This is a genomic window from Bradyrhizobium hipponense, from assembly GCF_008123965.1.
In the GTDB taxonomy this organism is placed as follows: domain Bacteria; phylum Pseudomonadota; class Alphaproteobacteria; order Rhizobiales; family Xanthobacteraceae; genus Bradyrhizobium; species Bradyrhizobium hipponense.
On record NZ_VSTH01000087.1, the window covers coordinates 43,967 to 69,716 of the forward strand.

A 25,750-nucleotide genomic window follows, 5' to 3' on the forward strand; every position below is an offset into this window, starting at 1 on the left:
TTGTTATCCGGGCTCGCTTCGCTCGGGCCATGAAATGACACCAGCCTACTCCGCCGCCACCATCTGCTGCGTGCGCCACTGACCGAGCAGCGCGCGGAGCGAGGCCGGCTTGACCGGCTTGTTGAGCACCGCGACCTTTTCATCACGCGCGGCCACCTGCACGGCGGGGCTGCGGTCGGCGGTGATCAGGATCGCCGGGATAGTGTCGCCGAAGCGGCGGCGGATGTCGCGAATGGCGGCGATGCCGTTGCCACGATCGAGGTGATAGTCGACGAGCAGGCCAGTGACCCGTCTCCCGGCGGCTTCGATGGCGGCGATCGCGCCCTCGGGATCGGCCACCGCGATCACCTCGGCGTCCCAGGCCTTCAGCAGCGTGCGCATGCCATCGAGGATCGCGGCATCGTTCTCGATGCACACGATCAGAGCGCCCGAGATCGGCGTGCGTGCGAGCGGCGTCGCGCTGGTCACGGCGGCTGTGTGGGTAATCGCCTTCGCGGTCGGCACCGTCACCGAAAACACCGAGCCGCCGCTCGCATTGGAGTCGATGGCGATGCCGTGGTTGAGCACGCGCGCCAGCCGCTCGACGATCGACAACCCGAGCCCCAGTCCGCGCGCGATACGTGCGCCCTGCTCCAGGCGGTGGAATTCCTTGAAGATCTCGCCGCGCTTGATCTGTGGAATGCCGACGCCGGTGTCGTAGACGCAGATCTTGAGCGAGGCGCCACGGCGGCGGCAGCCGACCAGCACGCGCCCGCGCGGGGTATATTTGATCGCGTTGGAGATCAGGTTCTGCAGCAGCCGCCGCAGCAGCAGCCGGTCCGACTCGACCGGGAGGGAGCAGGGCACGAAGGCGAGCTCCAGGTTCTTGGCGCGCGCGATCGGCGCGAACTCGATCTCCAGCGAGCGCATCAAATCGGCCATCTTGAAGCTCGAGATCGAAGTGGTCATCGCGCCGGCATCCAGCCGCGAGATGTCGAGCAGCGCGCCGAGGATCTCCTCGATCGCCTGCAGCGACTCGTCGATGTTCTCGACCAGCCGCGTCTCCTCGCCGCTATGCTGGCGCTCGACCAGACTGGTGACATAGAGCCGCGCCGCGTTCAGCGGCTGGAGGATGTCGTGGCTGGCTGCCGCCAGGAAGCGGGTCTTGGAGATGCTGGCGTCTTCGGCCGCGCTCTTGGCCAGCGCCAGCTCCGAATTCAGCCGGGTCAGCTCCTCGGTGCGGTCGCGCACCCGCTTTTCCAGCGTTGCATTGGCGCGCTCCAGCGCTTCAGCCGCCTCGAACGTCGGCGTGACGTCGGTGAAGGTGATCACGAAGCCGCCGCCGGGCATGCGGTTGGTCAAGATCTCGATCACCATATGGCGGTCGGGCAGGCGCTCGAGATAGGGCTCGCTGTCGGTGGTGTAGGCCGCCAGCCGGCGCTCCAGCATCGCCTCGCGCTCGATCGGATCGGCCGGTTCGCTCACGCCCATCAATTCCAGGATTTCGCGCAAGGGCGTGCCGAACTGGATGAAGTGCGGCGGCACGTTGAGGAGATCGCCAAACTGCCGGTTGGAGCAGATCAGTTGCAGGTCGGCATCGAACACCGCGATGCCCTGGCGCACGTGGTTGAGCGCGGTCTGGAGAATCTCGCGGTTGAAATGCAGTGCCGCATGGGAATCGTCGAGCAGCTTCAGCGCCGCTTTCGCGGAAACCGTCCGCTTGCGCAGCAGCAGCGACATCACGAGGCGCGAGGAGGCCGCGCCTATCGACGAGGCGATCAGGTGCTCGGCGTGCTGCAACAGCTCGAAATCAGCGGGCGCCGCGAGCTCCAGCCGCACATTGCGCCGGGCCGAAAACGCCTCGAACGAATGCCGGGCGCGGTCGGGACCGAGATATTGCGCGACCGTGGTCTGGATATCCTGCACGGTGACGGTGGTGCGCCAGCGGCGGAAGTTCGGAGAGATCGGGGCGAGCGTGTCGGGCACGAACAGATCGGCCTGCACCAGCTCGATGGAGCTCGGCCGCCGCGCCAACGACAGCAGCACATAGGTGAGGATATTGAGCGAGAGCGACCAGATGACGCCATGCATCAGCGGCGGCAGGTCGGCGCCGAACAGCGCCTGCGGCCGCAACGCCTCGATCCCGAACGGCCCGTGCTGGAGCAACAGGATTCCTGAAGTCGAGGTGTCCATGAAACTCGGAATGAACAGTGTGTAGAGCCAAACCGCGAAGCCGACCAACATGCCGCCGATGGCGCCACGCGCGGTTGCGCGCCGCCACAACAGCCCGCCGAAGAAGCTTGGTGCCAACTGGGCGATGGCGGCAAAGGAGAGCAGGCCGATCGCCACGAGCTGGGTGTTGCCGAGCGCGCGGTAGTAGAAATAGGCCATCACCATGATGGCGAAGATCGCGAGCCGGCGCGAGCGCAGCAGGAAGTCGCTGAAATCGGCGCCGCCGGTGCGCCCTTCCGGCCGTCGTTTTAGCACCAGCGGCACCACGAGGTCGTTCGAGACCATGATCGAGAGCGCGACGCATTCGACGATCACCATCGCGGTTGCGGCCGACAGGCCGCCGACGAAGACGGCGACGCTGAGCAGGTTCGCGCCGCCCTCGATCGGCAGCGCCAGCACGTACATATCAGGATCGACGGCGCCAAACGGGAAAGTGACGAGACCCGCGAGCGCGATCGGGATCACGAACAAATTGATCGCGACCAGATAGAGCGGAAACAGCCAGCGTGCGCGGCCGACCTCGGCATCCGAGGAGTTTTCGACCACGCTGACATGGAACTGGCGCGGCAGCAGCATGATCGCGCAGAGCGACAGCAGCGTCATGGTGAGGAAGTTGCCGATCGACGGCGAATAGTTGATCGCGCGCATCGCCTCCGGCGTCTTCATGGCACGTTCGATCAGTTCGTGCGGCGAGAACATCCAGAAGGTGACGAAGATGCCGGCGGCGAGGAAGGCCACCAGCTTGACGATGGATTCGGTTGCGACCGCGAGCATCAGGCCGTGCTGGTGCTCGGTGGCGTCGGTCTGTCGCGTGCCGAACAGCACGGCAAAGGCCGCCATCGCCAGCGTCACCACCAGCGCCACGTCGCCGAGGATCGGGATGTGGGAGAACGCCTGGTCCTCGCTCAAAATGGTTTCGAGCGAGGAGGCGACCGCCTTGAGCTGCAGCGCGATGTAGGGCACCGAGCCGATGATCGCGATCAGCGCCACTGTTGCGGCCACCGCCTGGCTCTTGCCATAGCGCGCGCCGATGAAGTCGGCGATCGAGGTGATGTTGTGAGCCTTCGCGAGCTGGATCACGCGGCGGAGCACGCCAGTGCCGAGCCCGATCATCAGGATCGGGCCGACATAGATCGCGAGGAAGTCGGTCGAGGTGCGGGTAGCAAAGCCCACCGAGCCGAAGAAGGTCCAGGAGGTGCAATAGATCGCCAGCGACAGCGGATAGATCAGCCCGGAAGCACGGCCGCGCCCGGCCAGCGAGCGGCGGTCGCCGTGGCTCGCCACCAGGAACAGAAAGCCGATATAGCCGAAGGCGGCGGCGATCACGCCCCAGTCGTGGAGCATTGCGTCGGGCTCTCCCAGGGCGCGACAGCTCCGCGCCCGATCTCATTTTCCCAGCAAATCTAGCGCGTTGGGCAGGCGCAAGCGACAGCGAAATGCCGTGCTGGGGCAGGAGCTGGGGTTGTCGTTAAGCCTGAGCGCGCGGCGTTCTCGGATCCGACGAGAGAGTCCCCGTGTGGCACCCCCCTCCCTGACCCTCCCCCGCAAGGGGGGAGGGAACGGAGAGGGCGTCGATCGTCGCAACGAGGGCCCGACAAGCACTGCGTTGGGCGTCAGTTGCGGCTAGTCGACGTGAGGCAGGCACAGCTCTCTCGCTCCCTCCCCTTGCGGGGGGAGGGTTGGCGAGGGGGTAGCTCCGGGGACGGTGCAAGTTGAGTGTAAGGAGAGGCGAAAGCGGACCTACTCCGCCGCCAGCGACTTTTCGCGCAAAGGCAGACCGAGGCGGTCCCACACTTGCAGCAAGGCTTCGGCGAGCTGATCGATCAGGCCGTCGTCGTGATAAGGCGAGGGCGTGATGCGCAGGCGTTCGGTGCCCTTGGCGACGGTCGGATAGTTGATCGGCTGGATGTAGATACCGTGCTCCTCCAGCAGCAGGTCGGAGGCCAGCTTGCACTTCTCGGCATTGCCGATGAACAGCGGCACGATGTGGGTGTCGTTCGACATCACAGGCAGGCCAGCGGCATTGAGGATCGCCTTGACGCGGGCGGCGCGGTCCTGATGGCGTTCGCGCTCCCAGCTCGAGGTCTTCAGATGCTTGATCGCTGCCGTCGCGGCCGAGCAGATCGCCGGCGGCAGGGCGGTGGTGAAGATGAAGCCCGGTGCGTAGGAGCGCACAGCGTCGATGATCTGGCCGTTGGCGGCGATGTAGCCGCCGAGGCAGCCGAAGGCCTTGGCGAGCGTGCCTTCGAGCACGTCGATGCGATGCATCACACCGTCGCGCTCGGCAATGCCGCCACCGCGCGGGCCGTACATGCCGACAGCGTGAACCTCGTCGACATAGGTCATCGCGCCATATTTCTCGGCGAGATCGCAGATTTTTGCCAGCGGCGCGACGTCGCCGTCCATGGAATAGAGGCTCTCGCAGGCGATCAGTTTCGGCCGGTTCGGACCGGCCGCTTTCAGCAGCGCCTCGAGATCGGCGAGATCATTGTGCCGGAACACCATCCGTTCGCAGCCGGACTGGCGAATGCCCTCGATCATAGAATTGTGGTTGAGCTCGTCCGACAGGATCAAGCAGTTCGGAATCAGTTTTGCGATGGTCGCGATGCCGGTCTGGTTCGAGACATAGCCCGACGTGAACAGCAGCGCGGCTTCCTTGCCGTGAAGATCGGCGAGCTCGGCTTCGAGCTGCACCAGCGGATGATGCGTGCCGGCGATGTTGCGGGTACCGCCTGCGCCGGTGCCGACGCGGGTCGCGGTCTCGACCATGGCGCCGACCACCTTCGGGTGCTGGCCCATGCCGAGATAATCGTTGGAGCACCAGATCACGACGTCGCGCTTGCCCTTGGGCGAGTGCCAGAGCGCATGCGGGAACCGGCCGGCGATACGCTCAAGGTCGGCGAACACGCGGTAGCGCCGCTCGGTGTGCAGACGATCAAGGGCGGAATTGAAGAACTGGCTGTAATCCATCGGCAAAACCTGCAACGGAACCTGACCAAGGGCTCGCATCTTCTTAGAGCTTTTCCAGCTCTAATGTCTATGCGCTATCCCACATTTGGGCCTGTGGGGCATTTGGGCAAAATGCCCTATCGGGCGTGCGGCGGCTTGACGTGGGTCAAAAGTACCGACGGGATCGCCAATGTTGCTGTGCGATAGGGGCGTCCCGGTCGGTCTCGACGGTCAAATAGCGATCAAATAGCGAGATGAAGGCAGCGCTCACGTCGTCCTGAAACGCAGCACGCCGTCGGCGGTCTCGGCGGTCAACCGGCCCTCGACCAGCATATAGTTGACATGGGCGATCAATTCGCCGGAGGCGAAGCCCATCTGGTGCACGTCGAGGGGATACTTGTTGAACACCACCGGCACCAGCTCGCGCGAGGTCTGCGGCACCTCGCGGCAGGCCTCCGCAATCAGCCGGCAGCGGTCCTCATGGTGGTCGGCGAGCTGCTTGATGCGGGTCTTCAATCCGTAGAACGGCACGCCGTGGCCGGGCAGCACCAAGAGGTCATAGGGCAGCGTGGTGGTGAGGCTGGCCAGCGAGGCCAGATATTCGCCAAGCGAATTCTGGTCGGGCTCGACTGCCCAGACGCTGACATTGGGGGAGATCTTGCTCAGCACCTGGTCGGCGGAAAGGAATAGCTTGTCGTCGGCGCAATACAGCATCACCTGATCGAGCGCGTGGCCGCCGCCCGTGATCACCTTGAAGCGCCGCGTGCCGATCACGACCTCGTCGCCATGCGAGATGCGGCGGTAGGACGGCGGCAGCACCGAGACGCGCTTGAGATAATCCTGGCCGCGCCCGAGCAGCTTGTCGGTCAGGTCTTCGTCCATGCCGTGACGGCGGAAGAACAGCCGCTGCGCCTCGCGCCGCTCCTCGGTGCCGCGGTTCTGATGATAGACCGATTGCAGATATTCGACCTGCGACATCACCAGCGGACAGCTGAAACGCTCGACGATCCACCCCGCGAGCCCGACATGATCGGGGTGCGAATGGGTCACGATCAGCCGGGTGATGTGGACGCCGTTCAGCGGTCCATCGAACAGCCTGGTCCAGGCTTCGATCGTTTCCTCATTGCCGAAGCCGGCATCGACCATCGCATAGCCGTCGCCGTCGGCGAGCAGGTAGATGTTCACGTGGTTGAGGCGGAACGGCAATTTCAGCCGCACCCACAGCACGCCTGGCCGTATCTCCACGACCTCTTCGGGGCCGGGATGCTGATCCCAGGGATAGCGCAGGGCCTCGGCGGAGGACTGCACGGTGTCGGTTTTTGAGTTCATGCCACCGGCTTAAACCCACTGGCTGCGGCGCGCCAGCCGAAAAAGGACGCGTGGCCGGCCCGCATAGCGGTCATTCCAGCCAGTTTTCCGTAGCCCGGATGGAGCGAAGCTTACGCCGCCCGCATGTTGTTGAGGAACGCGTCGATCTCTCCGCGCAGCATGTCGGCCTCGCGGCGGAGCGCATCCGATGCGCCCAGCACCTCGCTTGCCGCTGCGCCGGCTTCGGCTGATGCAGTGGAGACGCCGACGATGTTGCTGGAGACCTCGCTGGTGCCGCCGGCGGCATGCTGGATGTTGCGAGCGATCTCGCGGGTGGCCGCACCTTGCTCCTCGACCGCAGCGGCAATCGTCGTGGTCACGTCGTTGATCTCACCGATGATCCGGCCGATGCCCTGGATGGCGCCGACCGCCGAGGTGGTAACTTGCTGCATCCTGGCGATTTGGGAGCGGATCTCCTCCGTCGCCTTCGCGGTCTGGCTCGCGAGACTCTTCACCTCGGAGGCGACCACCGCGAAGCCGCGGCCGGCCTCACCCGCGCGCGCCGCCTCGATGGTGGCGTTGAGCGCGAGCAGATTGGTCTGCGAGGCGATGGTCTGGATCAAATCGACCACGACGCTGATGCGGCTCGCGCTGTCGGCAAGGCTCTGCACCGTGGCGTCGGTCGAGCCGGCCTCGTCGACCGCCTTCCTGGCGATCTCGGCCGAGGTGACGACCTGACGGCTGATCTCGGCAATCGAGGACGACAATTGCTCGGTGCCGGCCGACACGGTCTGCACGTTGACCGATGTCTCCTCGGCGGCGGAGGCGACCGCGTTCACCAGCGCGTTGGACTGGTCGGCGGTGTTCGACATGCTCTGCGCGGTCGACTGCATCGAATTGGCCGACTGCGCGAGATTGTCGAGCGCGGAACGCACGGTGCTCTCGAACTCGGCGATCTTCGCCTCCACGCGCGCGGCACGCTCGGCCTTGGCGATGCGGTCCTTGTCCTGCTCGCTCGACATCGCGCGGGTTTCGATCATGCTTTCGCGGAACACTTGCAGCGTGTTCGCCATCACCGAGATTTCGTCGTCGTGATTGTTCGAGCGGTAGATCTCTGTCTCGAGGTCGCCGTTCGCGAGCAGCTGCATCGACTGCTGCAGGGCGCCGATCCGGCGCAGGATGTTGCGGCCGACATAGAGCCAGACGAACAGCGCCGAGCCGACCAGCGTCAGCGCACCCAGCGCCAGCATGCTCGTGGTCGCGAGCGATATCTCCTGCCGCGCCTGGAAGGTCGAGGCATTGGTCTCCTTCTGCACGCCGTCGACGAGCTGCTGTACGCTGATGCCGAGGCCGACATTGAGCTTGCGGGTCTCGTCCAGGATGGTCTGGCCGTAGTCGATGGCGTCGAGCTCCTTCTCACGCAGGTTGAACACGCCGGTCTTGCCGGTGCCGAGCGCGAGCAGCTTTTCCGCCGTCTCGCGCAGCATCTTGGTGCCCTGATTGTCCGGCAACAGATCGAGGTTGGACCGCAGGCGTCCCTGTGCCGTCTTGAATTCCTTCTGGATGTCGTCGAGCTTGTCGCTCGTGTTCGCCGACAGTGCCGCGCTCATGTCGGCGGCAGCGAGATTGCCGCTGGCGACGACGTTGCCGAGCTGGCCGACTGTCTGGGCGGCTTCGGTGGCATCTTCGGCGGAAAGGTTGGCCGACCCGAGAATGGCGTTCACCTGGGTCTGGGCGTTCAGCATCGCTGGACTTGCCGCGCCGACGAAACCGCTCTGTGCGCTGCGCAGCGCGTCATATTGCTTGTCATGGAGTGCGGCTACATCCAGCCGCTCGCGGGCGGCCTTGGCCAGGCTCTGGGCCGCCTCGTTGATGCTCTTTATGGTCTCGCTGAGTCCGGAGACGATGGTCTTGTCGGCGCCGAGCTCGACGATCTCGCCGAGCTTCTGCTGCGTCTGCTCCTGCAATTCCCTGAGCTTCTTGGTGCGCTCGTTCAGGGCATCCTCGCTTTGAGCTGCAAGTAGCGCCGGTCCCTGTGCCGCGAGACTCGCGCTCAGTGCCGACAATTGCAGGCTTGCGGCAAGGCGCGGAATGTCCCGTCCGCTCAGATCAGTCATGCGTCCGCCGAGATTCTGCAGCACGAAGCCGGCGCCCGCCGAGATCACGAGGCCCATGCCCGCGATCACGGCGAAGGCCGCAAACAGGCTGCCGCGCACGCCCCATTTCGGCATCTTGAAGCGAGGCTTGAAACGGCCGAGGACACGGCCAAGACGGATCGCCATCGAAATTCCCCCACGTGTGATCTTTATATTTTCGCTGCGGAGTATCCGTGGTGTGGGTTAAAAAATCGCAAGTTGCACAAACGGTTGCGCGTTCCGCACAGCGAAAAAAGAAAGGGCCGGCAAACGTGCCGGCCCTTCGTCAGCATAGGGTTTTGCTAACCGATCAGTAACGCGCGGCCACCGGGCCGGCCCAGTTGAAGCGGTAGTTGACGCCCGCCTTGACGGTATGGTCGTCGGTGGTGAAGTTGCCGGTGCCCGCCAGTGGGCCCCCCGTGAAGTGCGCGTCGCCGAAATTGTAGTACTGGTACTCGGCCTTTGCCGACCAGCTCGGCGCGAACATGTATTCGAGGCCGGCGCCGACGGTGTAGCCGTTGCGGTGATCGCCAGTGATGACGAAGGCGGTTGGCACGCCGCCGACAGTCACCTTCTCGTTGTTGTCCGAATAGGCGTAGCCGCCCTTCACGTAGAGCAGGCCTGGACCCCAGGTGTAGCCGACGCGGCCGGTGATCGAGCCGAGGCCGCGCTGGTCGTTGGTGTAGGCGACGCCGCCGGGGAACACCGCGCCGACGCTGCCGGAGAGCCAGGAATACTGGCCTTCGACGCCGACCACGAAGTTCGGGTTGAACTGCCAGTCCGCACCGACCTGCACGCCGCCGAGAAAGCGGCCGTTGCCGTTGTTGCCGGTAGAGAGGCCGCTGAAATTGTTGTCGCTGGAGAACGCGCCGCCGACATGGGCGCCGAGATAGAAACCGGTCCAATTGTAGATCGGCGCGGCATAGGCGGGTGCGGCCTTGTTGTAATAGGGGCGGGCGCCGAGATCGGCACCGAGGGCCGGCGCGGCCGCGCCCAGCACGATCAGCGCCACGGTCGCAAACAGAATCTTCTTCATAGTCCTAACTCCAACACTCAGGTCCCCGGCAGGCGCGCTTTCTGCGCCGTCGTTGTTTTGCAGATAGCCCGCTTTTGACGAAAATGCTGTCACATGCATGGCACAGCGGCACCCAACGTAACTTATTGGGCTGTAAATGCTTTTTGTACTTAATGGCGACTTAAGAAATGCTGAAGGAAGGTTTAACTTTGAAGCTCGCAGGTAACTTGCGTGCATACCTCGTTAACCAAGACGCCGCAGCGCCTCGTCGCGCATCTGCGCGCGGAACGCCGCGCGACGCGCTGGCCGGTCTTCCTCGCGCACGTCGTGGCGATCGAAGACGTCGAAATTTTCCAGGATCGGATAGCGCTCGCTCGCCATGGCAAGCACGCGCAGCACCTTGGTCGCTGATGGCGTTGGGCCGCGCACCTCCCAGCGCCGGATGGTGTCGGCGCCGCCCTTCTCCGGTAATCCGCACAGCTTCGCCATGTCAGCTGCCGTGAGCTTCCGCTCGAGGGCCGCGGAGAGGTCGTCGCGGAGTTGCTTCAGTTCGGGGCCGGTCATGTCACCTCGTTACGCGAGATCGCCGAGGTGAATGCACTAGCGCTGATTCGGGTCCATCCGAAGGCGAGGAGCGTACACGGCGCGCCGCGGCACCTTCGTGCGCGCACGGAGTTATGATCGGGGTGCTATGGAAATCCTCCAATCAATCAACAGATGGCACAGCGGACCCGCAGAAGGGATCAGCCATGACAACCATCAAATTCGCTATTGCTACACTCATCACTGCCGGACTGCTTGCCGCGCCCTTCGCGGCTGAAGCCAAGAAGTACCGGTCGAGCAGACACTACAGCACGCGCGTCGTGGCCCCGGCCTACGGGGGCGCCGCATCGCCGGCGCCGCAGCCCAGAGCGTCTTATGGGTCATCCGGACAGACGGTCGGCACGGTCACGGCGCCGTCGATCGGATCGTACAATTGGCCCTCGGTCGGCGTAACCAACGCGGTTCCCACCTGGAGCAACACCACCAGATAGGGACCACATTCTGCAAGACGTGAGCCGCTGCCGGTCAACGTGTGCCGGGCGCGAGGCCAGAGAGCAGGTAGAGCGCGACCAGCAATGTTGCGACTGACAGCATTGTCGTGATCGAGACCGTGGCCGCGACCAGCTTCTCCTCGACCTTGTGTTCGTGCGCGAGGACATACACGGTTTTCGCAGTCGGAACGGCCGCGCAGACGACGGCGGCGACCGTGTAGAGTGCATTGAGGCCCAGGACCGCACAGAGTCCGTAGACGATCAGCGGCATGATCACCAGTTTCACGACCGCGAGCGCGAACGATGTCTTCAGGTTAGACCGCAGTCCCTCGACGGACAGGCCGAGCCCGATCGCGAAGAGCGCACAGGGCGTGAGCGCCGCGGCGATCATATTCAGAAAGGCTGCGACCGGCGCCGGAATCGGCAGACCGGTGATTGCCCAGACGAGTCCGATGAGGGTCGACAGCACCATCGGATTGAGCAGAATCTGCTTCGCCAGCCCGGGAGAATCCGCAGCCGGCCCGCGCACTTGCTGCTTTTCCAGGAGAATGACCGTGATCGGAAACATCACGGCCGCCACGAACAGTGTCGCAACCGCAGCCGGCAGAACGGCGGGCTGGCCGTAGATCGCGTGCAGGATCGGCAGCGCGACGAACCCGGTATTCGTCATCGCCGCTGCCATTCCATGGATCGTGCTGCTGGCGAGATCGTGCTTGCCGCCCGCGCGGACGGCCAGGAAAACCAGCGCGAAGCAAACAAGCGAGCCGCCCCCGAATGCGAGCAGGAAGCGCCATTCCAGGAGATTGCGCGCCGCCTCCTGCGCGATCGTGACGATCAGCAGCGCAGGCATCGCCACGTTGTAGGCGAAATGCACCAGCGCGTCGGCCAGCGAGCGGGAGAGATAGCCGAGCTCGCCGGCGAGCCAGCCGGTGACGATGATCGCGAAAACGGGAAGAACGAGGCTGGCGACCTCCATCTGGTTTCCCCCTTGCTGCCAACGGCCGCACTGCAGGTTACACCGGCGATGGAATGTCGTCACTGCCTAGCTCGAGCGGCTCTTGGCTCGAAAAAGTCCTCGTCGGTCCCCCGCTAACGCCAGGCGGCTCGAATCCTTCAGCGGGCCTGCTACTCTAAATTCCCCGGCCGCTTTGTTGACCGATAACGCAGCGCCATGCCGCCAGGCGTTCGGCCGGATGCTGGTTCATCCACTCGGCGAGCTGCGGCGCGCCCATCAGGCAGGACTGCACCGAGACCTGGGCAAAGTCCGAGGTGGTGACGATCTGCTCGTGACAATTGGCCGGAGACGCGAGACTGCAGAGCACGGCGATGATCTTGATCACGACAGGTTACCTCTGTCGCCGCCGATGAATGCGCGGCCAACCATCGTTTTATCCTGCTCTTCGCTGGCCGGATCGGCCGCCGGGAAGATGCTGTCGTAGATGGCGCGTGCCTCCTGAATGAGGCGTACTCGCTCGCGCTCGGACCTCGAGACAAACTGAATAATTTCGCCCATGTTGGCTCCGGATATCAGTTAACAAGTCCATCATCATGAGATGACGTTGATCATGTTAACGCCATCTATGGTGCCGCCTTTGGCTTTGAAACCGCGCGGCCAGTCACGACGGCATAACAAGCGCGTGACCGCGCCCCGCAAGCGACCGGATGCTGGGGTCTACTTACCCCCCTGCGGTGATCAGCAGGGGCAGTCTCACAAGGCAAATGCTGCTGGATCAAATATGTTTCGCGCCGTGCAGCGAGCAAGTTTTTGGAACCATCGCAAAGTTTGCGAACCCGCCACGACGGATCTCTCACGCCGCCGTCGCGCGCTCCTTTTGCCCTGGCACAGCCGCAAGCAGCTCACGCGTATAGGCGTGCTCGGGCGCGGCGAAGAGCTGCGCGGTCGGCTTCAGCTCGACGATAGCGCCGCGCTGCATCACCGCGATGCGGTCGCAGATTTGGGCAGCGACGCGTAAGTCGTGAGTGATGAACAGCATTGAGAGTCCGAGCCGCGCCTTGAGGTCTTCAAGCAGTCTCAGCACCTGAGCTTGCACGGAGACGTCGAGCGCGGAGACGGCTTCATCGGCGACGATGATCTCCGGCTCGAGCGCCAGTGCGCGCGCGATGCCGACGCGCTGGCGCTGGCCGCCGGAGAATTCATGCGGGTAGCGATCGAGCGCGCCGGCATCCAGCCCCACCATCTTGAGCAGATCGCGGGCGCGGTCGAACGCCGCCTTCGGTTCGACGCCGGCTGCGATCGGGCCGTCGGCGATGATGTGGCCGATCTTGCGGCGCGGATTGAGCGAGGCGAACGGATCCTGAAAGATCATCTGAATGCGATGGCGCTCGGCGCGCAGTGCCTTGCCCGACAACGAGGTGAGATCGGTTTCGCCGATCCGCACTGTGCCGCGATCGGCCTCGATCAGCCGCATCACGAGGCGCGCGACCGACGATTTGCCGGAGCCGGACTCGCCGACGAGGCCGAGCGTCTCGCCCTTCAGAATCGTGAAGTTGACTTCGCGCGCGGCATCGACGCGGCGGTCCTGGCGAAACCAGCCGCCCGAAGTGACATAGGTCTTGTCCAGCCCGATCACCTCGACGGCCTTGGCCTGATCGTCCAACGGCACGCGCGCCGGTGGGGCCATGGTCGGCACGGCCGCGAGCAGCGCCTTGGTGTAGTCGTGCTGCGGCTCGTTGAAGACAGCGCTGGCGGGTCCTTCCTCGACGACCTTGCCATGCCTGAGCACCACGACCTGATCGGCGATGTCTGCGACCACGCCGAAATCATGGGTGATGAACATCACCGCCATATTGCGATTACGCTGGAGATTGCGGATCAGCTTCAGGATCTGCGCCTGCGTGGTGACGTCGAGCGCGGTGGTCGGCTCGTCCGCGACCAGCACCGCGGGCTCCAGCGCGAGCGCCATCGCGATCATGGCGCGCTGGCGCTGGCCGCCGGAGAGCTGGTGTGGATAGGCGCGCACGATACGCTCGGGGTCCGGCAGGCCGACCTCGCGCGCCAGCGACAGCGCCTTGGCACGTCGCTCTCTCGGCGTGAGCAGGCCGTGGGCCTCGAACATCTCCGCCATCTGGTCGCCGATCCGCATCAGCGGATTGAGCGCGGTCATCGGCTCCTGAAAGATCATCGCGAGCCGGCGGCCGCGCAGATCGCGCCAACCGTCGTCGTCGAGCTTGAGCAGGTCGCGGCCTTCGAACATGATCTCGCCGGAGTTGACGGAGACCGTGTCCGGCAGCAGGCCCATCAGCGCATGCGCGCACATCGATTTGCCGGAGCCGGACTCGCCGACGACGCAGACGATCTTGCCGGCTTGCAGATCCAGCGAGACGCCATCGACCGCGAAGGGACGCTCGGCGCCCTTGGGCAGCGCGATCCGCAAGTTCTTGATCGAGACAGCGGGCGGGGCGGTCATGATCAGCGTCCCTCCCGCGACAGCCGCGGATTGAGCGCATCGTTGAGGCCTTCGCCGATCAGGTTCAGGCCGAGCACCGAAATCAGGATAGCGACGCCGGGAAACACTGTGATCCACCAGGCCTGGCGGATCACGGTGCGGCCGGCGCCGACCATGTAGCCCCAGGAGATCAAATTGGGATCGCCGAGGCCGAGGAACGCCAGCGAGGATTCCAAGAGGATCGCGGTTGCGACCATCAGCGAGGCCAGCACGATCACCGGCGACAATGCGTTCGGCAAAATCTCGCGCAGGATGATCCAGGTGTTGCTCTGGCCGGTGACCACGGCAGCCTGGACATATTCCCGGGTGCGCAGCGACAGCACTTCGCCGCGCACGAGGCGCGCGACCGGCGGCCAGCTCACCACCGCGATCGAGGCCACGATCGAGGAGATCGAGGGCTGCAGGATCGCGACCAGAACGATCGCGAGCGCGAAGCTCGGAATGGTCTGGAAGAATTCGGTGAAGCGCATCAATGCGTCGTCGACCTTGCCGCCGAAATAGCCGGCCATGGCACCGACCGGCACGCCGACGATCAGCGCCGCCAGTGTCGAGACGAGGCCGACGAGCAAGGAAACGCGTGCGCCGAAGATCATGCCGGCGAACACGTCGCGGCCGAGTGCATCGGTGCCGAGCGGCACGGTCGCGAGCGTGAAGGGCGGCAGGAACGGCCGCTGCACCATGCGCCAGGGCGAGTTCGGGAACAGCAGCGGCCCGAACACCGCAACCGCGATCGCGAGCACGAGGATGATGAGCCCGATGACGCCGCTCGGACTGCGCAGCATCGATTTCCAGAACTGTTTCATGTGGCGTATTCGATGCGCGGATCGACCAGGCGATAGACCAGGTCGGTGATGAGGTTGAAGATCAGCACCATGGCGGAGCAGATCACGAAGACGCCGAGCAGCAGATTGTAGTCCCGCTGCAATAGCGCGTCGTACATCAGGCGTCCGATGCCGGGCCAGGCGAACACGGTCTCGGTGATGACGGCGCCGCCGATCAGCGTGCCGGAATGCACGCCGGCAAGCGTCACCACCGGCAGCAGCGCGTTGCGCAGCACGTGGCGGCGCTGGATCACGGCGTCTGAAAGGCCCTTGGCGCGCGCGGTCTTGACGAAGTCGAGCCGCTTTACTTCCAGCATCGAAGCCCGCGTCATGCGGGTATAGGTCGCCATGAAGAACAGGCCGAGCGTCATCGCCGGCATGATGAGATGTTTTGCGACGTCGATCACATGGGCAAGGCCGGTCAAGTTGGCGCCGACCGTCTCGTAGCCGAAGCTCGGCAGCCACTCCATGGTGACCGAGAACAGCAGAATGCCCATCAGCGCCACCCAGAAGATCGGCATGGCGTAGAAGATCAGCGCGAACACGGTGATGGCGGTGTCAAGGAAGGTTCCGGCGAAGCGCGCCGCGAAGGTGCCGAAGAGGACACCGAGCATGAGCGAGATCGTGAAAGCCGTCAGCGTCAGCAAGAGCGTCGCCGGCAGCCGCTCCAGGATCAGCTTCGACACCGGCGCCTGCTGGCGGAAGGAGAAACCGAGATCGAGCGTGGCGATGCCCTTGACGTAGATGAAGAGCTGCTCGGGCAGCGGTTTGTCGAGGCCGAATTTTTCCCGCAGCTGCTGGACGAAGATCTGGTCGCTGGCCCCCGCCTCGCCGGCCATCACGACCGCGGGGTCGCCGGGCGCAAGCCGGATCAGGAAGAAATTGAGGACGACGATCGCGAGCAGGACGATCACGCCCTTTGCGACACGCTGAGCGACGAAGGAGAGCATCTAGGAAGTCATATCTTGTAGCGTGACCTGAGGCCACGGTGACGGTGAACTCCCTCGCCCCGCTTGCGGGGAGAGGGTTGGGTGAGGGGGAGTCTCCGCAAGGGTAACAGCAGTTGGATTCGCGGAGACTCCCCCTCACCCGAATGTGCGCCATGCGCACATTCGACCTCTCCCCGCACGCGGGGAGAGGTGAAGGAGCACGCCCTCACTTGTCGAGCCATGCGTCCTTGAAGCCGTCATTGACCCCGATCCCGGTGGTGATCAGGTTCTTGACCTTGCAGCGCGTGATGGTCGGGAATTGCAGCTCGAGCATCCAGGCCACCGGCACGTCCTCGACCAGGATCTTTTGCGCCTTCTCGTAGATCTCCTTGCGCTTGGAATCCGGCGTTGCGACGGCGCCGTCGGCAAACAGCTTGTCGATCTCGGGATTGGAGTAGCCTTCGACGTTGTTGAAGACCTGGCCCTTCGCGATCGCGCTGGAGACGTAGTTGCGGCCGACGCCGAGCGCGGGATCGCCGTACTGGTAGAGATAGGTGAAGGCGATGTCGTAGTCCCAGTCGCCGATCTTCTGGTTGCCGCCGGCAACGTCGGTGGCGATCGTCTCGATGTTCATGCCGACGTCCTGGAGGTTCTGCTTCACCGCTTCACCCCAGCGCTGCCAGGTCTCGCCATAGGCGAGCGGCAGCATGCGGATCTTCTCGCCCTTGTAGCCGGCTTCCTTCAACAGCGCCTTGGCCTTGGCCGGATCATAGGGATATTTCGGCACGTCATCGGTGTAATACTTGATGGTCGAGGCGGACGGGCCGGTCGCGACCTTGCCAAGTCCGTTCCAGATCACGTCCTTGGCGAAGTCGCGATCGATCGCATACATGACAGCCTGACGCACCCGCTTGTCCGCGAGCGGACCCTGGCGGTTGTTCAGCCACAACCAGGCCAGCGGCGAAAAGAACTCCCAGCCGGCGCCGGTAACGCAGGTGTCCTTCAGCTTGGACAGCCGCGGCACGTCGAAATTCTCGACCGAGCCGCCGGGCAGCACGTCGACCTTGCCTGTTTCGTATGCCACCGAGCGCGCGGCGGCGTCCGGGATGACCTGCCAGTAGATCTCGTCGAGATAGGGCTTGCCCTTCTCGTAATAGTGCGGGTTCTTGACCAGGCGGATGAACGAGCCCTTCTGCCATTCCTTGAACATGAAGGGGCCGGTGCCGATCGGCGCATTGTTGTAGGGGTTGGTCTTGAAGTCGGTGCCTTCGTAGAGATGCTTCGGCACCATCGGCATCGAGCCGACCTCAAAGATGCCGAGGAACGGGCCGAACGGCTGCTTCAGCGTGAACACGACGGTGTAGTCGTCGGGCGCCTCGACCTTGTCGACCTGCATGAGGTTGTTGCGGGCGCGCGCGTGGGTCTGCTTCAGCATCTCGATCGAGAACAGCACGTCGGCGGCGGTGAAGGGCTTGCCGTCGTGCCAAGTCACCCCCTTCCTAAGCTTGAAGGTGTAGGTCTTGGCGTCTTCGCTGACGCTCCAGCTCTCGGCCAGCTCCGGCTGCGGCTCGAGCTTGGGGCTGTAGCGCAGCAGGCCCTCGAAGATGTTGCCCGACACCATCTGGACCGGCCCGTTCTGGACCATCGCAAGCATCAAGCCGGGCGGCTCGGGCTGGATCACGGCATTGATCACGCCCCCCGTTTTGGGCTCTTGCGCCAGCGCCAAGGTGGTGAGGCCGCAAGCCAGGAGGATACCGAGCAACACTCGTTTTGACATGTCGTATCTTTCTCAAGCGAGACCAGCCGTAAAGGCTTCGCACGTCATGGCGCGCGAAGCTACGGCCGTCCCATCCCAGTCCCCATCCGATATCAAGGCTCACATAGTCTCGTTCGACGCCGCAAGATGAAAGTCTCGACAGTGTTCGCACAAAAAATGTACAGCGCGTGCCGTTTTCACTTGATTCACGGTCCTGTCATGGAGACAAGTCGGCCATGGACAATGCCACCCGCTCGGAACGATCCCGCAAGGCTGCGCTCGAAGCCGCGATCAGAATCATCGCGCGCGATGGGCCTGGCCGGCTGACGCTCGATGCCATCGCGCGCGAGAGTGGTCTTAGCAAGGGCGGCGTCATGCATCAGTTCCGCACCAAGGAGGCCGTGCTCAAGGCGCTCCTGGAGCGGCAGATGGAGCATTTCGAGGAGTTCTCGACCCGTTATCTGGCGAAGGTGAGTGCGACCTCGGCAAATCCCAATCTGGCGACGCAGCTTGCGACCGTGCGCGAAGCGGCCACGTCGCCGAATTCGGCGGCGCTCGCGCTGGTCGCAGCGATGGTCGAAAATCCCGATCTGATGTCGCTTCCGCGCGACCGCGAGATGAAGAGGGTGGAGGCCATCAAGGCGGAGGCCGCCGATCCCGAGCTCGCGCTGTTGCGCTGGGCAGCGGCGCGGGGGCTGTTGTTGAGCTCGCTACTTGGCATGTCGCCGCTTGGCAAGGACGAGCACCAGCGCCTATTCGCGCGTCTGCTCGACGACGATCAATGGCGGCCGCTCGAAAAGCCGGCCAAGGTCCGCGCCGTGAAAGCCGGCACGACATCCGCCGCGAAGGCCGGAACGGCGCGCAAGCGCGCGTGAGCCATCGTTAGCGAACTCGAACCGGTCGTTGCCTAATACCGCGCCTGCGGCCAAATGTGCCAGGCCGTGCTGTTCGCATTTTACAAACCAACCGGTCGGTTTTATAAGTGGAAACACTGAGATGGCCCGAGGCGTCTGACATGGCCCCGGACGATGCGTTGGGCCGGCGATGGTGAGCCCCGCAGCCGCGTCTGGTCCCGTACGCGGCTGCGGTTGCCATCGCTTTCCGTCAAAGCCGCAAGAGGAGTCTGGAATGGATCACTCAATCGCCATGCGCGGTCTGGGAACGCTTGCTCTGTGCGCGGCCGCGGCCGGTTGCGCCTCGGTTGCACCCGTGCCTTATTCGGAGATGGCGTCCTCGGCCTATATGGCGCGGGACAAGTCCGATGCCTCCGGCCGGGTGCCGTACCGCTATTCCACACCGGTCGACTGGCGCGCCTTTAATAAAGTGATTCTCGAACCGGTCGTGGTTTACCGCGGGAAAGATCACCAGTTCGCCGACATGTCCGACAAGGACAAGGCGACGCTCGCCGCCTACATGCAGGACCGCTTCGCCGAGCGGCTGCGCGGCCGCTTCATGCTGGTGCGCGAGCGCGGGCCGAGCACGCTGCGGATCAGGCTGACGTTGACCGGCGCTGTCGCCAACATGCCGGTGCTCGGCACGCTCTCGCGCTTCGATGTCGCCGGCGCAGTCTACAACGGCGTGCAGGCCGCCCGCGACGGCGAGGGCACCATGACCGGCTCGGTCATTTACGGCGTCGAGATCTTCGATGCCGCGACCGCGCGCCTGCTCAGCGCCTATGTCACCAAGCAATACCCCGGCGCCTACGACATCAAGGCCAGCGTCGGCTCGCTCGCGGCCGCCAACGCCGGCCTCGACAAGGGTGCCGATGCGCTGATGGCGCAATTGAACTGACGCCGCAACCCATCAAACCAAAGGTGCTGTTGATGAACTTCTTGCTTCGCTTCCTGCTGCGCATTGCGATCACCATCGTGATGATGGTCCTTGGCGGCCAAGCCGGCGCCGTCGGTCCCATCGATCCCAGCGGCACCTGGCTCGTCGAGGACGGCCGGGCGCGCATCCGGCTCGAGCGCTGCGGACCGTCGCGCGATCGCATCTGCGGCTTTATCGTCTGGATGAAGGAGCCAGCCGACAAGCGCGGCCAACCCTATCGCGATAGCCAGAATCCCGACACCGACAAGCGCGCCCGCACGCTGCTCGGCCACCAGCTCATCATGGGCTTGCAGGCGACGGCCGACGGCCGTTTCGCCGGTGACATCTACAATGCCGAGGACGGCAAATCCTATTCGGTCTCGCTGTGGCGCGAATCTGCCGACCGCCTCAAGCTCAAGGGCTGCCTGATCAAGCTGTTGTGCCAGACCCAGACCTGGCAGCAGACCCTCGACGTCCAGCCCGGCCAGCTCATCGGCCTCACCGGCGATCTCAACGGGCCCCGCGCCGACAAGGAATGGGCGCAGGTGCCGGCGCCGAAGCCGATGCAGGCCAAAGCCAAGTAGCGGATTGCTTCGCTAACCATTCACTTGGTTTCCGGTGCGCCGACGGCTGCGCTCGCAATGACGACGTGATGGCGGTCGCATATTGCGCGCCTTCGAGATTTGACCGGTTGTTCGCCAAAAGCTATCCTTCCATCCCGACGGGTCGTCCAATCCGAATTTGCACGCGCGAATTCCTCATTCCGGGGCGCACCTATGGAATGGTCAGCCAAGCCCTCTCGTGCCGATCAGCCCTTCGGCAGTTGGGCCGACGATCTCGCTGCGGCCTTTGTCCGGCGCGAGCCGCGGAAAATCGCCGACCGTCCCTTCGAAGGTTCGATCGCGCGTACCGACGCCGCGGCGGTCCAGATTTCGCTGGTGAAAGCCACGGGGCACTGCGTTCTCCGGCTGCGGCCCCATATTGCGCGAAGCACGGACGATCTCTGCTTCGTCAATCTCCAGCTCGAGGGCCTGGGCCGCACGACGCAACGGGGACACGAGCAGGTCTGCGCGCCTGGCGACCTCGCGGTCGCCGATACGACCGAGCCGTTCGAGATTGCCAACGGCCGCGACTTCCGCCTCTTTTGCTTTGCCGTGCCGCGGCGGCGCCTGCCAAAGAGCTTTGCGGATTCTCCGCGGCTTGCGTTGTCGAGGACGGAAAATGGCCGCGCGTTGTCGCGCACGCTCGCAGGCTATGCCGAGCTTTGCCTGGCCGCACCCGCCGTTGCGGCAAGCAGCGGCACGCATGTGGTCGAGCTGATCGCGCATGCACCGGAGATGCTGGGTGAAACGCCGGCTGCGCGCGTGAATGCGCCAGTGCTGCTGTCGATGATGCTCGACCATATCGACCGCCACAGCGACGATCCCGGTCTCGATGCCGAATTGCTTGCCCGGAAGTTCCGCTGCTCGGAGCGCTATGTGCACCGGCTGTTCGTCGCGACCGGCCGCTCTGTCGGCGAGCATGTCAGCGATCGGCGGATCCTGATCTGCGGTCGCGACCTGCTCGACGCGCAGCATCGTCACAAGACCATCTCCGCGATCGCGTATGAGGCCGGCTTTTCCGAAATTTCGCACTTCAATCGCCTCTTCAAGCGCAGCCACGGCCTCGCCCCGCGCGAATTTCGCAGGACTAAGGGGAAGGGCGAGTAGTTCACCTCCAGCCAAGAATTCGGTCGCTGCCGACCAAGATTTTCCGCCCTCGCTCGGCTCACCCTGGTGACCTGCCGGAGCGAGGGAGATGTTCGATGGCGATTGATTTCACGCTTTCACCTGCGCAGCGCGCGTTGCAGCTTCAATCGCGAAAATTCGCGGCGGAGGTCTTGGCCGGCGCCGGCAAGGCCGAGTTGCTGGCGACGCCGGAAGAGCGCTTCCTGGCGACGAAGCCTACCTATGAGGCGATGGTCGCTGCCGGTTATCTGCGCAAATGCATTCCGGCGCCGGCGGGCGGCGACAATGCCGGACTTGTCGACATGGCGATCCTGGCGGAAGAATTCTACGCTGTGAATCCGAGCGTGACGCTGACCATGCTCGGCACGGTGCTCGGTCTGCTGCCGATTCTGCTTGGTGGTACGGCGGAGCAATGCGCCCGCCTGCTTGCACCGTTCCTGAAGACGAGCGGCGCTCCGCTTGCGGGCTTCTGCTCCTCGGAACCCGGCGGCAGCGCCAATGCCGCCGCACCGCCGCCGGGCGAGGGCGTGCGCACCACCGCTAAACGCGAGCTTGGCAACTGGATCATCGACGGTCGCAAGAAATGGGTGTCGTCCGCCACCGGGTGGGACCGCAACGGCGCCGACGTGTTGTGCGTGGTGCGCCGGACCAATCCCGCCGCGCCACCGGAGCAGGGTGTCTCCATCATTGCGGTCGAGGGCCCGGTGCCCGGCATCGTGTTCGAACGCGCCATCGATTCGATCGGCCACCGCGCTCACCTCGTGCCGGAATTCAGCCTGCGTGCCGTCACCGCGCCGCACGGCAATCTGCTCGGGCAGGAGGGGGGCGGCTTGATGCTGGCGTCTGCCGCCTTCACCGGCACGGCGGCGCTGGTCGGCATCTTCGGCGTCGCCCTGATGCGGGCCGCTTTCGACTTCGTACTGCATTTTGCCCGCACCGAGAAACGCGGCGGGGTACAGGCGATCATCGAGCATCAGGCGGTCGGCTATGCACTCGCCGACGCGAAGACCACTATCGAAGCCGTGCGCTACCTGAGCTGGCGGGCTTGCCATGCGCTCGATGCGCAATTGCCCGGCGCCGACGAGCTCGCGGTCCAGGCCAAGATATTCGGCTCCGAAGCCGCGGTGCGGGTCATCACCGACCTGATGCGCGTGGTCGGCATCGATAGCTACGATCACGCGGCGCCGTTCGGCCGCTTGTTGCAGGACGCGTTGGCGCTGCCGATCTTCGACGGTGGCAATATGGGCATCCGCCGGCGTCAGCTCCACGCGATGCTGATGCGGCCCGATTACGATCCGCTGACCGCGTGCGGAGGAGCCTGAGACGACGCGCCGTATCTGCATCCGCCTCTTGCGCATTCGATGGCCCTCGCCCCGCTTGCGGGGAGAGGGAGTTCTCTACCCCAACCCCGCGCGCCGGAACCCTTCCAGATAGTGCTCGCGATCCGCGTCGTTCGCCCATGGCAGCTGCGTCGCGATCCAGCGCAGCGAGATGCCCGGTTGGGTACGGCGGAGTTCTTGCAGTGCCATCTCCGCGAGCGCGCTGTCGCCGGTCATGCCGGCGGAGACCGCGAGCACGCGATAGGCGCCAGTGAGGTCGCCGCGGTGGCGGATCGCCTCGCGCGCCAGCGCGATCGCCTCGTCATAACGCCGCTCAGTGAAACGCGCATAGCCGGCGATGCCGTGATAGATCGCCAGCGACGGATCGCGCGGTGAGAGCCGGATCGCCTTTTGCGCCGCCTCGAACGAATCCTTCGGCCGTCCGGCATAGGACAGCGCCAGCGCATAATAACCCTGCGCCAGCGAGAAGTTCGGATTGAGCGCGAGCGCCTGCTCGAATTCGGACAGCGCGTCCGCAAGTCGCCGCGTGGAGAAGCAGACGCTGCCGAGCGCGGCATGCGCCCAGGCGTCCTCGTGGTCGCAGCGCACCGCTGCGAGCGCGGCCGCCTCCGCGACCGGCGCCGTCGTGGCGAGGTCGGCCCAGCCGAGATGCACGCCGAACATGTGGCTCGCCGCCAGCACCGACAGCGCCTGGCCGTAGGCGGGGTCGATCGCGATGGCGCGCTCCAGCAACGCCTGCGCGGCGAGGTGGTCCTGCCGCGTCACGCGCCAATAATGCGACAGCGCGCGCATCACCAGATCCCAGGCGTCCAGGCTCGAAGGCGGCTTGCGGTGGCTGCGAAAATTCTCCGCCGCATGGATCTGCGGCTCGATCGCCGCGGCGATCGCATTGGTGATCTCGTCCTGCACGGCGAAGACGTCGATGAGCTCGCGGTCGTAACGTTCGGCCCAGAGATGACTGCCGGTGGTAGCGTCGTTGAGCTGCGCGGTGATGCGCACGCGGTTGCCCGCCTTGCGCACGCTGCCCTCGACGATGTAGCGGACGCCGAGTTCCTCGGCGATCTGCCTGATGTGGACCGCACGGCCCTTGTAAGTGAAGGATGAGTTGCGGGCGATCACCATGAACCAGCGCTGCTTTGACAGCGCGGTCAGGATGTCCTCGCTGATCCCGTCGCCGAAATACTCCTGGGCAGGATCGCCGCTCATGATCTCGAACGCGAGCACCGCGATCCCCGGGCGGTCGGCTGCCGCGCGCGCAGGGGCGGGCCCGGCTTCGGCCGGCACAGGTGAGGCTGCCATTTCTTCCCGGACTTCCCCGACGAAGCGAAAGCCCTTGCGCGGGATGGTCTTGATCAGCCGCTGGGTCGCGCCGTCGTCGCCAAGCGCCTTTCGTGCGGCATTGATCCGGCTGTTCAGTGCGGAGTCCGAGACGATCCGGTCGCTCCAGATCTGGCGGATCAGGTCATCCTTGCTGACCACTCGAGCGCGCTGCGCGACCAGATAGAGCAGCAGATCGAACACCTGGGCCTGCAACGGCACGGCCGCCCCGCCGCAGGTAAGCTCCCGCAGGTCGCCGTCGAGCACGTTGTTTTCAAAGCAAAATCGCACGTTTCTGTCGTCTCAAGCAAAAATCAAAGTCGTCTCAGGCGAAAATCAACCGTCCGCGAAAGTCTCGGGACGTCCGAAGCGGCATGGTGCAGCGACCAATGAAGTGCCGGCGTCTTGGCACAACGGAGCATTCTATGACCCAAATTGATCATCAGCTTCATTCAATCGGCCCGGGGCTTGCGGGCTCACGCGTTTTCAAGTTCATCGCCTTTCTGTACGGAATTGCGGCATATCTCGTGTTTTTCGTCACCATTCTCTACGCCATCGGCTTCGTCATGGGGCTGGTGGTGCCAAAGACCATCGACACTGGAACCGACACGCCGACGGCCGAGGCCGTCATCATCAATCTCCTCCTGATGTCGCTGTTCGCCATTCAGCACAGTGTGATGGCACGGCAGCAATTCAAGGCGTGGTGGACGCAAGTAATCCCCAAGCCGGTGGAGCGCAGCACCTATGTGCTGCTGGCGAGCCTGTCACTGCTCCTCCTGTTCTGGCAGTGGCGTCCGCTGCCCACCGTCATATGGAACGTCGCGAACCCGGATCTTGCCGTGACGATCGTCACGCTGTCGCTGGCGGGCTGGGTGCTGGTGTTCACCTCGACCTTCATCATCAACCATTTCGAGCTGTTCGGATTGCATCAGGTGACCAATCATCTCGTCGGCAAGGAGCCGACGCCGCCGCGCTTCAAGACGCCACTGTTCTACAAATTCGTCCGCCATCCGATCTATCTCGGCTTCATCATCGCGTTCTGGGCGGCGCCGGTCATGACCGCAGGCCATCTGTTGTTCGCCGCCGTGACCACGATCTACATTTTCGTGGGCATCGCGCTGGAGGAGCACGACCTCGTCGATCTCTTTGGCGACGATTACCGGCAGTACAAACAACGGGTGTCGATGCTTATTCCCTGGCGCCGGTCAGTATAACCTTCGGATATTTCCGCGCGCGTCCGCCGAACGGAGGACGCGCCGCGGCGCCGATGCGCATAGCGCAGCGGCTAGGAAACTCTCCACGAGTCCCGCTCTCGCGGTGCCTTGGGGTGATTCCCCTTCACCCTCTCCCCGTACTCACCTTCGCCGAAATCCCGGCGCACGAAAGAGCGAGGGGAGGGAGACGACTCTCGCTCTTCATCAACGGAGGAACAACATGAAACATGTCGGAAACTGCTTCTGCGGCGCGGTCACGGTCGAGGTCACCGGCGCGCCGGAGGCGATGGGCTATTGCCATTGCCGTTCCTGCCGATCGTGGTCGGGCGGACCGGTGAACGCCTTCAGCCTGTGGAAGCCGGAAGCCGTGCGCATCAGCGAAGGCGCCCAGAATGTCGAGACCTTCGCGAAGACGCCGCTCAGCCAGCGCAAGTTCTGCAAGAAGTGCGGCGGTCATCTCATGACCAACCATCCGCCGCTCGGCCTGATCGACGTCTTTACCGCCACCATCCCCACGCTCGCCTTCACGCCCGGCGTCCACGTCAATTACGCCGAGACGGTGCTGCCGATGCGCGACGGCCTGCCCAAGCTGAAGGATTTTCCGGCAGAGTTCGGCGGCAGCGGCGAGATGATGCAGGAGTAGCGAGTTCTTCGCTTCTCCCACCAGGGCATGCACGATGCGGCGACATCGGCGGTGGGCTCCCTCTCCCGCTTGCGG

Annotated in this window: 22 protein-coding genes; 8 read left to right on the top strand and 14 right to left on the bottom strand. The window is 64.4% G+C overall.

The genetic code is table 11. The features are described 5' to 3' along the window. Positions 1-45: 45 nt before the first annotated feature. The 6 genes from FXV83_RS25255 to FXV83_RS25280 all read right to left on the bottom strand — a co-directional run bounded on the left by FXV83_RS25255 (position 46) and on the right by FXV83_RS25280 (position 10,182). A complete protein-coding gene (locus tag FXV83_RS25255; RefSeq protein WP_148742278.1) occupies positions 46-3,555 on the bottom strand; it encodes a PAS domain-containing hybrid sensor histidine kinase/response regulator in 3,510 nt (1,169 codons plus the stop codon). Positions 3,556-3,951: 396 nt separating this feature from the next. Beyond that, a complete protein-coding gene (hemA, locus tag FXV83_RS25260; RefSeq protein WP_148742280.1) occupies positions 3,952-5,181 on the bottom strand; it encodes a 5-aminolevulinate synthase in 1,230 nt (409 codons plus the stop codon). Between the two features lie 246 nt (positions 5,182-5,427). Further along, positions 5,428-6,489, bottom strand: coding sequence for an MBL fold metallo-hydrolase (locus FXV83_RS25265; protein ID WP_148742282.1), 1,062 nt, complete (start codon positions 6,487-6,489; stop codon positions 5,428-5,430). A gap of 110 nt (positions 6,490-6,599) precedes the next feature. Next, entirely contained in the window at positions 6,600-8,750 is a 2,151-nt protein-coding gene (locus FXV83_RS25270; protein WP_148742284.1) for a methyl-accepting chemotaxis protein, read from the bottom strand. 163 nt (positions 8,751-8,913) lie between these two features. Continuing rightward, positions 8,914-9,639: an outer membrane protein gene (locus FXV83_RS25275; RefSeq protein ID WP_148742286.1), complete on the bottom strand. Its 726-nt coding sequence runs from the start codon at positions 9,637-9,639 to the stop codon at positions 8,914-8,916. Between the two features lie 222 nt (positions 9,640-9,861). Beyond that, the gene (locus tag FXV83_RS25280; RefSeq protein WP_148742288.1) at positions 9,862-10,182 is read right to left on the bottom strand and encodes a hypothetical protein; all 321 of its coding nucleotides are present in this window, start codon (positions 10,180-10,182) and stop codon (positions 9,862-9,864) included. Positions 10,183-10,367: 185 nt separating this feature from the next. On the opposite strand from FXV83_RS25280, the gene FXV83_RS25285 reads away from it, so the two are divergent. Beyond that, positions 10,368-10,652 carry a hypothetical protein gene (locus FXV83_RS25285; RefSeq protein WP_148742291.1) on the top strand — a complete coding sequence of 95 codons (285 nt, stop codon included), beginning with the start codon at positions 10,368-10,370 and terminating at the stop codon, positions 10,650-10,652. A gap of 34 nt (positions 10,653-10,686) precedes the next feature. Here FXV83_RS25285 and FXV83_RS25290 read toward each other — a convergent pair whose 3' ends face one another. The 7 genes from FXV83_RS25290 to FXV83_RS25315 all read right to left on the bottom strand — a co-directional run bounded on the left by FXV83_RS25290 (position 10,687) and on the right by FXV83_RS25315 (position 17,646). Continuing rightward, complete coding sequence (locus tag FXV83_RS25290) at positions 10,687-11,628, bottom strand: AEC family transporter (RefSeq protein ID WP_148742293.1); 942 nt, start codon at positions 11,626-11,628, stop codon at positions 10,687-10,689. Between the two features lie 154 nt (positions 11,629-11,782). Further along, positions 11,783-11,992, bottom strand: a complete 210-nt coding sequence (locus FXV83_RS25295) for a hypothetical protein (RefSeq protein WP_148742295.1) — start codon at positions 11,990-11,992, stop codon at positions 11,783-11,785. Continuing rightward, positions 11,989-12,165 (bottom strand): hypothetical protein, encoded by a 177-nt coding sequence (locus tag FXV83_RS42995; protein WP_187436143.1) that lies wholly within the window; start codon positions 12,163-12,165, stop codon positions 11,989-11,991. The genes FXV83_RS25295 and FXV83_RS42995 overlap by 4 nt, the downstream gene beginning before the upstream one ends. A gap of 295 nt (positions 12,166-12,460) precedes the next feature. Further along, on the bottom strand, positions 12,461-14,080 hold the full coding sequence (locus FXV83_RS25300; RefSeq protein ID WP_187436144.1) for an ABC transporter ATP-binding protein: 1,620 nt from the start codon (positions 14,078-14,080) through the stop codon (positions 12,461-12,463). Positions 14,081-14,082: 2 nt separating this feature from the next. Beyond that, positions 14,083-14,922 (bottom strand): ABC transporter permease, encoded by an 840-nt coding sequence (locus FXV83_RS25305; protein WP_148742299.1) that lies wholly within the window; start codon positions 14,920-14,922, stop codon positions 14,083-14,085. After that, positions 14,919-15,890, bottom strand: a complete 972-nt coding sequence (locus FXV83_RS25310; RefSeq protein WP_148742301.1) for an ABC transporter permease — start codon at positions 15,888-15,890, stop codon at positions 14,919-14,921. The genes FXV83_RS25305 and FXV83_RS25310 overlap by 4 nt, the downstream gene beginning before the upstream one ends. A 205-nt stretch (positions 15,891-16,095) precedes the next feature. Further along, positions 16,096-17,646, bottom strand: coding sequence for an ABC transporter substrate-binding protein (locus FXV83_RS25315; protein ID WP_148742303.1), 1,551 nt, complete (start codon positions 17,644-17,646; stop codon positions 16,096-16,098). A gap of 215 nt (positions 17,647-17,861) precedes the next feature. On the opposite strand from FXV83_RS25315, the gene FXV83_RS25320 reads away from it, so the two are divergent. The 5 genes from FXV83_RS25320 to FXV83_RS25340 all read left to right on the top strand — a co-directional run bounded on the left by FXV83_RS25320 (position 17,862) and on the right by FXV83_RS25340 (position 22,483). Further along, complete coding sequence (locus FXV83_RS25320; protein WP_148742304.1) at positions 17,862-18,500, top strand: TetR/AcrR family transcriptional regulator; 639 nt, start codon at positions 17,862-17,864, stop codon at positions 18,498-18,500. A 253-nt stretch (positions 18,501-18,753) separates the two neighbouring features. Beyond that, positions 18,754-19,416 carry a DUF3313 domain-containing protein gene (locus FXV83_RS25325; RefSeq protein WP_148742307.1) on the top strand — a complete coding sequence of 221 codons (663 nt, stop codon included), beginning with the start codon at positions 18,754-18,756 and terminating at the stop codon, positions 19,414-19,416. A 32-nt stretch (positions 19,417-19,448) separates the two neighbouring features. Then, entirely contained in the window at positions 19,449-20,018 is a 570-nt protein-coding gene (locus tag FXV83_RS25330; RefSeq protein WP_148742309.1) for a DUF2147 domain-containing protein, read from the top strand. A 192-nt stretch (positions 20,019-20,210) separates the two neighbouring features. Continuing rightward, positions 20,211-21,143 (top strand): helix-turn-helix domain-containing protein, encoded by a 933-nt coding sequence (locus tag FXV83_RS25335; RefSeq protein WP_148742311.1) that lies wholly within the window; start codon positions 20,211-20,213, stop codon positions 21,141-21,143. Positions 21,144-21,238: 95 nt separating this feature from the next. Beyond that, complete coding sequence (locus FXV83_RS25340; RefSeq protein WP_148742313.1) at positions 21,239-22,483, top strand: acyl-CoA dehydrogenase family protein; 1,245 nt, start codon at positions 21,239-21,241, stop codon at positions 22,481-22,483. Positions 22,484-22,558: 75 nt separating this feature from the next. Here FXV83_RS25340 and FXV83_RS25345 read toward each other — a convergent pair whose 3' ends face one another. Further along, positions 22,559-24,109: a winged helix-turn-helix domain-containing protein gene (locus FXV83_RS25345; RefSeq protein ID WP_148742315.1), complete on the bottom strand. Its 1,551-nt coding sequence runs from the start codon at positions 24,107-24,109 to the stop codon at positions 22,559-22,561. Positions 24,110-24,243: 134 nt separating this feature from the next. Between FXV83_RS25345 and mddA the strand changes: the two genes are divergently transcribed. Both mddA and FXV83_RS25355 read left to right on the top strand, forming a co-directional pair. Further along, on the top strand, positions 24,244-25,032 hold the full coding sequence (gene mddA, locus FXV83_RS25350; protein ID WP_148742316.1) for a methanethiol S-methyltransferase: 789 nt from the start codon (positions 24,244-24,246) through the stop codon (positions 25,030-25,032). A gap of 220 nt (positions 25,033-25,252) precedes the next feature. Then, a complete protein-coding gene (locus tag FXV83_RS25355; protein ID WP_148742318.1) occupies positions 25,253-25,675 on the top strand; it encodes a GFA family protein in 423 nt (140 codons plus the stop codon). The last annotated feature ends 75 nt before the right edge of the window (positions 25,676-25,750 follow it).

Excerpts from the sequence above, each read along its gene's own strand:
- FXV83_RS25255 (WP_148742278.1), bottom strand. The coding sequence starts at position 3,555 with ATGCTCCACGACTGGGGCGTGATCGCCGCCGCCTTCGGCTATATCGGC.
- hemA (WP_148742280.1), bottom strand. The coding sequence starts at position 5,181 with ATGGATTACAGCCAGTTCTTCAATTCCGCCCTTGATCGTCTGCACACC.
- FXV83_RS25265 (WP_148742282.1), bottom strand. The coding sequence starts at position 6,489 with ATGAACTCAAAAACCGACACCGTGCAGTCCTCCGCCGAGGCCCTGCGC.
- FXV83_RS25270 (WP_148742284.1), bottom strand. The coding sequence starts at position 8,750 with ATGGCGATCCGTCTTGGCCGTGTCCTCGGCCGTTTCAAGCCTCGCTTC.
- FXV83_RS25275 (WP_148742286.1), bottom strand. The coding sequence starts at position 9,639 with ATGAAGAAGATTCTGTTTGCGACCGTGGCGCTGATCGTGCTGGGCGCG.
- FXV83_RS25280 (WP_148742288.1), bottom strand. The coding sequence starts at position 10,182 with ATGACCGGCCCCGAACTGAAGCAACTCCGCGACGACCTCTCCGCGGCC.
- FXV83_RS25285 (WP_148742291.1), top strand. The coding sequence starts at position 10,368 with ATGACAACCATCAAATTCGCTATTGCTACACTCATCACTGCCGGACTG.
- FXV83_RS25290 (WP_148742293.1), bottom strand. The coding sequence starts at position 11,628 with ATGGAGGTCGCCAGCCTCGTTCTTCCCGTTTTCGCGATCATCGTCACC.
- FXV83_RS42995 (WP_187436143.1), bottom strand. The coding sequence starts at position 12,165 with ATGGGCGAAATTATTCAGTTTGTCTCGAGGTCCGAGCGCGAGCGAGTA.
- FXV83_RS25300 (WP_187436144.1), bottom strand. The coding sequence starts at position 14,080 with ATGACCGCCCCGCCCGCTGTCTCGATCAAGAACTTGCGGATCGCGCTG.
- FXV83_RS25305 (WP_148742299.1), bottom strand. The coding sequence starts at position 14,922 with ATGAAACAGTTCTGGAAATCGATGCTGCGCAGTCCGAGCGGCGTCATC.
- FXV83_RS25310 (WP_148742301.1), bottom strand. The coding sequence starts at position 15,890 with ATGCTCTCCTTCGTCGCTCAGCGTGTCGCAAAGGGCGTGATCGTCCTG.
- FXV83_RS25315 (WP_148742303.1), bottom strand. The coding sequence starts at position 17,646 with ATGTCAAAACGAGTGTTGCTCGGTATCCTCCTGGCTTGCGGCCTCACC.
- FXV83_RS25320 (WP_148742304.1), top strand. The coding sequence starts at position 17,862 with ATGGACAATGCCACCCGCTCGGAACGATCCCGCAAGGCTGCGCTCGAA.
- FXV83_RS25325 (WP_148742307.1), top strand. The coding sequence starts at position 18,754 with ATGGATCACTCAATCGCCATGCGCGGTCTGGGAACGCTTGCTCTGTGC.
- FXV83_RS25330 (WP_148742309.1), top strand. The coding sequence starts at position 19,449 with ATGAACTTCTTGCTTCGCTTCCTGCTGCGCATTGCGATCACCATCGTG.
- FXV83_RS25335 (WP_148742311.1), top strand. The coding sequence starts at position 20,211 with ATGGAATGGTCAGCCAAGCCCTCTCGTGCCGATCAGCCCTTCGGCAGT.
- FXV83_RS25340 (WP_148742313.1), top strand. The coding sequence starts at position 21,239 with ATGGCGATTGATTTCACGCTTTCACCTGCGCAGCGCGCGTTGCAGCTT.
- mddA (WP_148742316.1), top strand. The coding sequence starts at position 24,244 with ATGACCCAAATTGATCATCAGCTTCATTCAATCGGCCCGGGGCTTGCG.
- FXV83_RS25355 (WP_148742318.1), top strand. The coding sequence starts at position 25,253 with ATGAAACATGTCGGAAACTGCTTCTGCGGCGCGGTCACGGTCGAGGTC.